This is a genomic window from Thiobacillus sp. 65-1402, from assembly GCF_001897685.1.
GTDB lineage: Bacteria > Pseudomonadota > Gammaproteobacteria > Burkholderiales > Thiobacillaceae > Thiobacillus.
Map to the genome: position 1 here is coordinate 1 of NZ_MKUG01000137.1, position 6,462 is coordinate 6,462.

At 67.9% G+C, this 6,462-nt stretch carries 5 protein-coding genes; all 5 read left to right on the top strand.

All coding sequences use genetic code 11. The features are described 5' to 3' along the window. Positions 1 to 1,207: bifunctional phosphoribosylaminoimidazolecarboxamide formyltransferase/IMP cyclohydrolase (gene purH / locus BGO62_RS10865; RefSeq protein ID WP_296642237.1), on the top strand; the 1,207-nt coding region annotated here is incomplete at its 5' end. A gap of 175 nt (positions 1,208 to 1,382) precedes the next feature. Beyond that, positions 1,383 to 2,657: a phosphoribosylamine--glycine ligase gene (purD, locus tag BGO62_RS10870; RefSeq protein ID WP_296642239.1), complete on the top strand. Its 1,275-nt coding sequence runs from the start codon at positions 1,383 to 1,385 to the stop codon at positions 2,655 to 2,657. A 28-nt stretch (positions 2,658 to 2,685) separates the two neighbouring features. Further along, positions 2,686 to 3,216 carry an L-threonylcarbamoyladenylate synthase gene (locus BGO62_RS10875; RefSeq protein WP_296642242.1) on the top strand — a complete coding sequence of 177 codons (531 nt, stop codon included), beginning with the start codon at positions 2,686 to 2,688 and terminating at the stop codon, positions 3,214 to 3,216. Beyond that, positions 3,216 to 4,142, top strand: a complete 927-nt coding sequence (gene hemF, locus BGO62_RS10880; protein WP_296642244.1) for an oxygen-dependent coproporphyrinogen oxidase — start codon at positions 3,216 to 3,218, stop codon at positions 4,140 to 4,142. Before BGO62_RS10875 ends, hemF begins: the two co-directional genes overlap by 1 nt. Positions 4,143 to 4,145: 3 nt before the next feature. Beyond that, positions 4,146 to 6,462: transglycosylase domain-containing protein (locus BGO62_RS10885; protein WP_296642247.1), on the top strand; the 2,317-nt coding region annotated here is incomplete at its 3' end.

The following is a 6,462-nucleotide window of genomic DNA, read 5'->3' on the forward strand; positions in this document are numbered from 1 at the left end:
CGCGATCGAGAACATCGACATCGGCGGCCCGGCGATGGTGCGCTCGTCGGCCAAGAACTACCGCTTCGTCGCCATCGTCACCGACCCGGCCGATTACCCCAAGCTGGTCGCCGAGATGCAGGCCAACGGCGGCGCGCTCACGGACGCCACCCGCTTCGGCCTGGCGAAAAAGGCGTTCAGCCACACCGCCGAATACGACAGCGCGATCTCCAACTACCTCACCGCGCTGAACGACGCCGGCGAAAAGGCGCAGTTCGGCGAACGCCTCAACCTCAACTTCACCCGCGCGCAGACCTGCCGCTACGGCGAGAACCCGCACCAGGCCGGCGCCTTCTACGTCGAGGCCAACGCGCCGGCCGGCACCATCGCCACCGCACGCCAGATCCAGGGCAAGGAACTCTCTTACAACAACATCGCCGACACCGACGCCGCGCTCGAATGCGTCAAGCAGTTCGACGCCGCGCCGGCCTGCGTCATCGTCAAGCACGCCAACCCCTGCGGCGTGGCGTACGGCGCGACCCTGCTGGAGGCCTACAACCGCGCCTACCAGACCGACCCCGAATCGGCCTTCGGCGGCATCATCGCCTTCAACGGCCGGCTCGATGGCGCCACCGCCGCCGCCATCGTCGAGCGCCAGTTCGTCGAAGTCATCATCGCGCCCGAGGTCAGCCCGGAAGCCTCCGCCGCCGTCGCCGCGAAGAAGAACGTGCGCCTGCTCGAATGCGGCAAGTGGAGCGGCGCGGTGGCCCAGCTCGACATGAAGCGCGTGGCCGGCGGCCTGCTGGTGCAGGACGCCGACGTGCTGCTGCACGGCGAACTGAAAACGGTCACCGAGCGCGCCCCGAGCGCACAGGAAATGGACGACCTGCTGTTCGCCTGGCGCGTCGCCAAGTTCGTCAAGTCCAACGCGATCGTCTACGCCAGGGACCGCATGACCGTCGGCGTCGGCGCCGGCCAGATGAGCCGCGTCAACTCCGCGCGCATCGCCGCGATCAAGGCCGAGCACGCCGGCCTGCCGGTGCCCGGCTCGGTGATGGCGAGCGACGCCTTCTTCCCCTTCCGCGACGGCATCGACCAGGCCGCGGCGGCCGGGATCAAGGTGGTGATCCAGCCCGGCGGCTCGATGCGCGACGACGAAGTCATCGCTGCGGCCAACGAACACGGCATCGCGATGGTGTTCACCGGCACGCGGCATTTCCGTCATTGATTGCGAGGGGCTAGGAGCTAGGGGCTAGGAGTTAGGGATTAGGGGGCTTTGTGCGGCTTCGCCGCGTGGGATGAATTCAATGAGGCGCGGCGAAGCCGCTCCTTCCCTAGCCCCTAAATCCTAACCCCTAGCCCCTAACTCCCAGCCCCTAACCCCTAACCAACCCCTCACGCACATGAAACTCCTCGTCATCGGCTCCGGCGGACGCGAACACGCACTGGCCTGGAAACTCGCGCAATCCCCCCGCGTCTCGCAAGTATTCGTCGCACCCGGAAACGGCGGTACGGCAACCGAAAGCGGTCTCCTCAACGTACCCATTTCGGGCATCCCGGCGCTGGTCGAATTCGCCCGCCGCGAAGAGATTGCGCTCACCGTGGTCGGCCCCGAAGCACCGCTGGCGGCGGGCGTGGTCGACGCCTTCCGCGCCGCCGGGCTGAAGATTTTCGGCCCCACCCAGGCCGCCGCGCAGCTCGAAAGCTCGAAAGATTTCGCCAAGCAATTCATGGCGCGCCACGGCATTCCCACCGCGGCCTTCGGCACCTTCACCGATGCCGCCGCGGCGCACGCCTACATCGACCGGCACGGCGCGCCCATCGTGGTGAAGGCCGACGGCCTGGCCGCCGGCAAGGGCGTGGTGGTCGCGACGAGCGCCACCGAGGCGCACGCCGCGGTCGACGCCATGCTCGCCGGCAACAGCATGGGCGAAGCCGGCCACCGCGTGGTGATCGAGGAATGCCTCGTCGGCGAGGAAGCCAGCTTCATCGTCATGGTCGACGGCGAACACGTGCTGGCTCTCGCCTCCAGCCAGGACCACAAGCGCCTGGGCGACGGCGACAGCGGCCCCAACACCGGCGGCATGGGCGCCTATTCGCCGGCGCCGGTGGTCACGCCGGAACTGCACGCGCGCATCATGCGCGAGGTGATCCATCCCACGGTCGAGGGCATGGCGGCCGACGGCATCCGCTACACCGGCTTTCTGTACGCCGGCATCATGGTCGGCGCCGACGGCGCGCCCAAGGTGCTCGAATTCAACTGCCGCATGGGCGACCCGGAAACCCAGCCGATCATGATGCGGCTGAAATCCGATCTCGTCGCCTTGCTGGAAGCCGCCGTCAACGGCGGCCTCGACCAGGCCGAGGCCGAATGGGACCGCCGCACCGCGCTCGCGGTGGTGCTGGCCGCCGCCGGCTACCCCGACGCGCCGCAGCAGGGCGCGCTCATCGGCGCACTGCCCGCCGCCGCCGACGACCTGCACGTGTTCCACGCCGGCACGACCGCGCAGGATGGGCGGACCGTGGTGAGCGGCGGCCGCGTGCTGGCGGTGACCGCGCTCGGCGACAGCGTGCGCATGGCGCAGAAGCGCGCCTACGAGGCGGCGGCCTGCATCCACTTCGAAGGCATGCAATACCGCCGCGACATCGGCTGGCGCGCGCTCGACCGGAAAAAGTGAGGCGTCAGGCGTGAGGGGTGAGGCGGATATGCTGCGCGCGTACCTGCGGCGCGGCGGCCTGATCGCCTACCCGACCGAATCCTGCTACGGCCTCGGCTGCGACCCGCGCAATCCGCGCGCGCTGAAGCGCCTCATCCGGCTCAAGGGCCGCAGCGCCGCCAAGGGCCTGCTGCTGATCGCCGACCGCTTCAAGCGGCTGCGAACCTTCGTGCGTCCCCTGAGTGCGCCCGACCGGGCGCGGATGCAGCGCAGCTGGCCCGGCCCCGTCACCTGGGTGGTGCCCGCGTCCGCCGCCTGCTCCCCCCTGCTCACCGGCGGACGCCCCACCATCGCGGTGCGCGTCACCGCCCACGCCGGCGCCGCACGGCTGTGCCGCAGCCTCGGCATGGCGCTGGTTTCCACCAGCGCCAACAAAAGCGGCAAGCCGCCCGCCAAAAGCGCAGCCGAATGCCGCAGAATATTCGGCGCGCGGGTACGCGTGATCGATGGCCGCATCGGCCGGCGCCACCGTCCCTCCACCCTGATCGACCTCGCCACCGGAACCGTTTTGAGACCCTGATGCCATCCGACGCCTTCGACACCGCCACGTTCAATACACGCGCAGTCAAAACCTGGCTGCTCGACCTGCAGGCGCGCATCGTCGCCGCGCTGGAAGCCGCCGACGGCCTGCCGTTCCGCACCGACGCCTGGGAGCGCCCCGAGGGCGGCGGCGGCATCTCGAGGCTGATCGAGGAAGGCAATGTGCTGGAGCGCGGCGGGGTGAATTTCTCGCACGTGCTCGGCAACCAGCTGCCGCCGTCGGCCAGCGCGCACCGGCCGGAGCTCGCCGGGCGACGCTGGGAGGCGATGGGCGTCTCGCTGGTGCTGCACCCGCGCAACCCCTACGCGCCGACGGTGCACATGAACGTGCGCTGCTTCGTCGCGATGAAGGACGGCGAGGCGCCGGTGTGGTGGTTCGGCGGCGGCATGGATTTGACGCCCTACTACGGCTTCGAGGACGACGCGCGGCACTTCCACGCCACCTGCAAGGACGCGCTCGATCCGTTCGGCGCCGGCCTGCATCCCCGCTTCAAGGAATGGTGCGACCGCTATTTCTTCCTCAAGCACCGCAACGAGCCGCGCGGCATCGGCGGCGTGTTCTACGACGACTTTTCCGAGGGCGGCTTCGAGCATGCCTTCGCCATGACGAAAAGTGTGGGCGATGCCTTCCTCACCGCCTATCTGCCGATTCTCCAGCGCCGCCGCGACACGCCCTACGACGAGCGCGAACGCGACTTCCAGGCCTACCGGCGCGGCCGCTACGTCGAATTCAACCTGGTGTTCGACCGCGGCACCCTGTTCGGCCTGCAATCGGGCGGGCGCACCGAATCGATCCTGATGTCGCTGCCGCCGATCGTGAAATGGCGCTACGACTGGCATCCCGCGCCCGGCACGCCGGAAGCGGCGCTCTACACCGATTTTCTCAGCGCGCGCGACTGGGTCTGAAGCATGCACAAGGTCCCGCGCCGCATCCTGATCGGCCTTGGCATCCTGCTGCTGCTGATCGGGCTGATCGGGCTGGTCGCCTGGGAACTGGTGTCGTCGGCGCTGGAAGCGAAATATCTCGCCAAAACCGCGCAGAAAATGACCTGGCAAATCCGGTCGGGACCGTCCGACCGCATCCGTTACCCGGGCCAGGGGCCGTACGACGTGCGCCTCGGCTACAGCAAGCTGCCTGACTACCTGGCACGGCTCGACCGCGCAGGCTGGCAGATCGACCAGCAGGCCCGGATCAGCATCCAGATGGCGCGGGCAGACGATCTCGGCCTGTTCCTGCCGTATCACGAAAAGGATCAGGCCGGCCTGACCCTGCTCGACAGCGACGGCAAACAGCTCTATCAGGGGCAGCATCCGACGCGGGTGTACCGTCGCTTCGAGGAGATTCCCAAGGTGCTGGTCGACGCCCTGCTCCACATCGAAAACCGCGAACTGCTGACCGAGCAGTTCCCCACCCGCAACCCGGCGGTGGAGTGGGACCGGCTCGCCCAGGCCTTGCTAGAAAAAGGCATCAGCCTGGTCGACACGGATCGCAACGTGCCGGGCGGCAGCACCCTGCCGACGCAGATCGAAAAATACCGCCATTCGCCGGAAGGTCTGACCGGCAGCATGAGCGAAAAGCTGCGCCAGATGGCCACCGCCAGCCTGCGCGCTTATCTCGATGGCGCCAACACGATGCCGATGCGGCGCAAAACCGTGATGGCCTACCTCAACACGGTTCCGCTCGCCGCGGCGCCACGCTTCGGCGAAGTCAACGGCGTCGGCGACGGCCTGTGGGCGTGGTACGGACTGGACTTCGCCGAGATCAACCGCATCCTGGCCAGCAAGCCGGCTTCCCGCGACACGGCCTACGCCAGTGCGCTGAAGCATGTGCTGTCGCTGATCGTGGCGGAGCGCCGCCCGTCGTATTACCTCGCCGCCAACCGCAAGGCGCTGGACGCCCTCACCGACGACCACCTCGATCTGCTGGCCAGCGCCAATCTGATTTCGCGCGAACTCGCCAACCGCGCCAAGGCCGTCAAGCTGCGCAGCACGCGCCTGCGCATCGACCCGCCGGCGCCGCGCTTCGCCGACCAGAAAGCCACCAATGCGCAGCGCATCCGCGTCGCCGCGCTGCTCGGCGAGCCGCGCCTGTACGATCTCGACCGGCTCGACCTGGCGGTCGACACCACCATCAACCAGCCGGCGCAGAAGATCGTCAGCGGCTACCTGCAAAGCCTGGCCAAAGCGGAAGCCGCCGCTGCATCGGGGCTGATCGGGTTTCGCCTGCTGAAACCGGAAGATCCGCTGGGCCAGGTGATCTACAGCTTCACCCTGTATGAAAAAGCGCCGTCCGGCAACGTGCTGCGCATCCAGGCCGACAATCTCAACCAGCCGTTCGATATCAACAGCCAGGCGCGCCTCGATCTCGGCTCCACCGCCAAGCTGCGCACTCTGGTCACCTACCTGGAAATCATCGCGCGGCTGCACGCCGACTACCGTGCGCTCGATGCAAAAGTGCTCGTGCAGAAAGCTCAGCCGCAGCGCGACGTACTGGCCCAATGGGTGGCTACGCGCCTGCTGACGAACCGCAGCGAGACGCTCGCCGCCACCCTCGACGCGGCGATGGGCCGCCCCTATTCGGCGTCCCCGGAAACCTTTTTCACCGGCGGCGGCCTGCACAACTTCGCCAACTTCGATGCCAGAGACAATGGCCGCGTGATGGATGTATGGGAGGCCACCAAGAACTCGGTCAACCTCGTCTACATCCGCATCATGCGCGATATCGTGCGGCATTACGCCAGCGCCTCGCCAGGAGCGGCGGCGCGTATCCTGGACGACGCCAGCAACCCGATGCGCGCAACCTACCTGATGCGTTTCGTCGACAAGGAAGGCCGCGTCTTCATCCACCGCTTCTACCAGCGCCACCAGGGCCGGACGGCGGCGCAGATGGCGGAGGATCTGTACGCCCGCGTGCGTGCCAACCCGCGCCGCTTCACCTCGGTGTTCCGTTATCTGGAGCCGAATGCGAGCTTCGATGCGTACGTCGCCGCGCTGCACCAACAGGTTCCCGCCAGCGCCAGCCTCAGCCGGAAGACGCTCGAATCGCTCTACAAGACCCACGCCCCCGACGCCTACAACCTGGCCGACCGCGGCTACGTGACGCAGATTCATCCGCTGGAACTGTGGGTGGTGCAAACCCTGCGTGCGGCGCCGAAGACCGACCTCAAGGCGCTCGATGAACAGGGCGCCGAGGCCCGCCGCGAGGTCTACAACTGGCTGTTCAAGA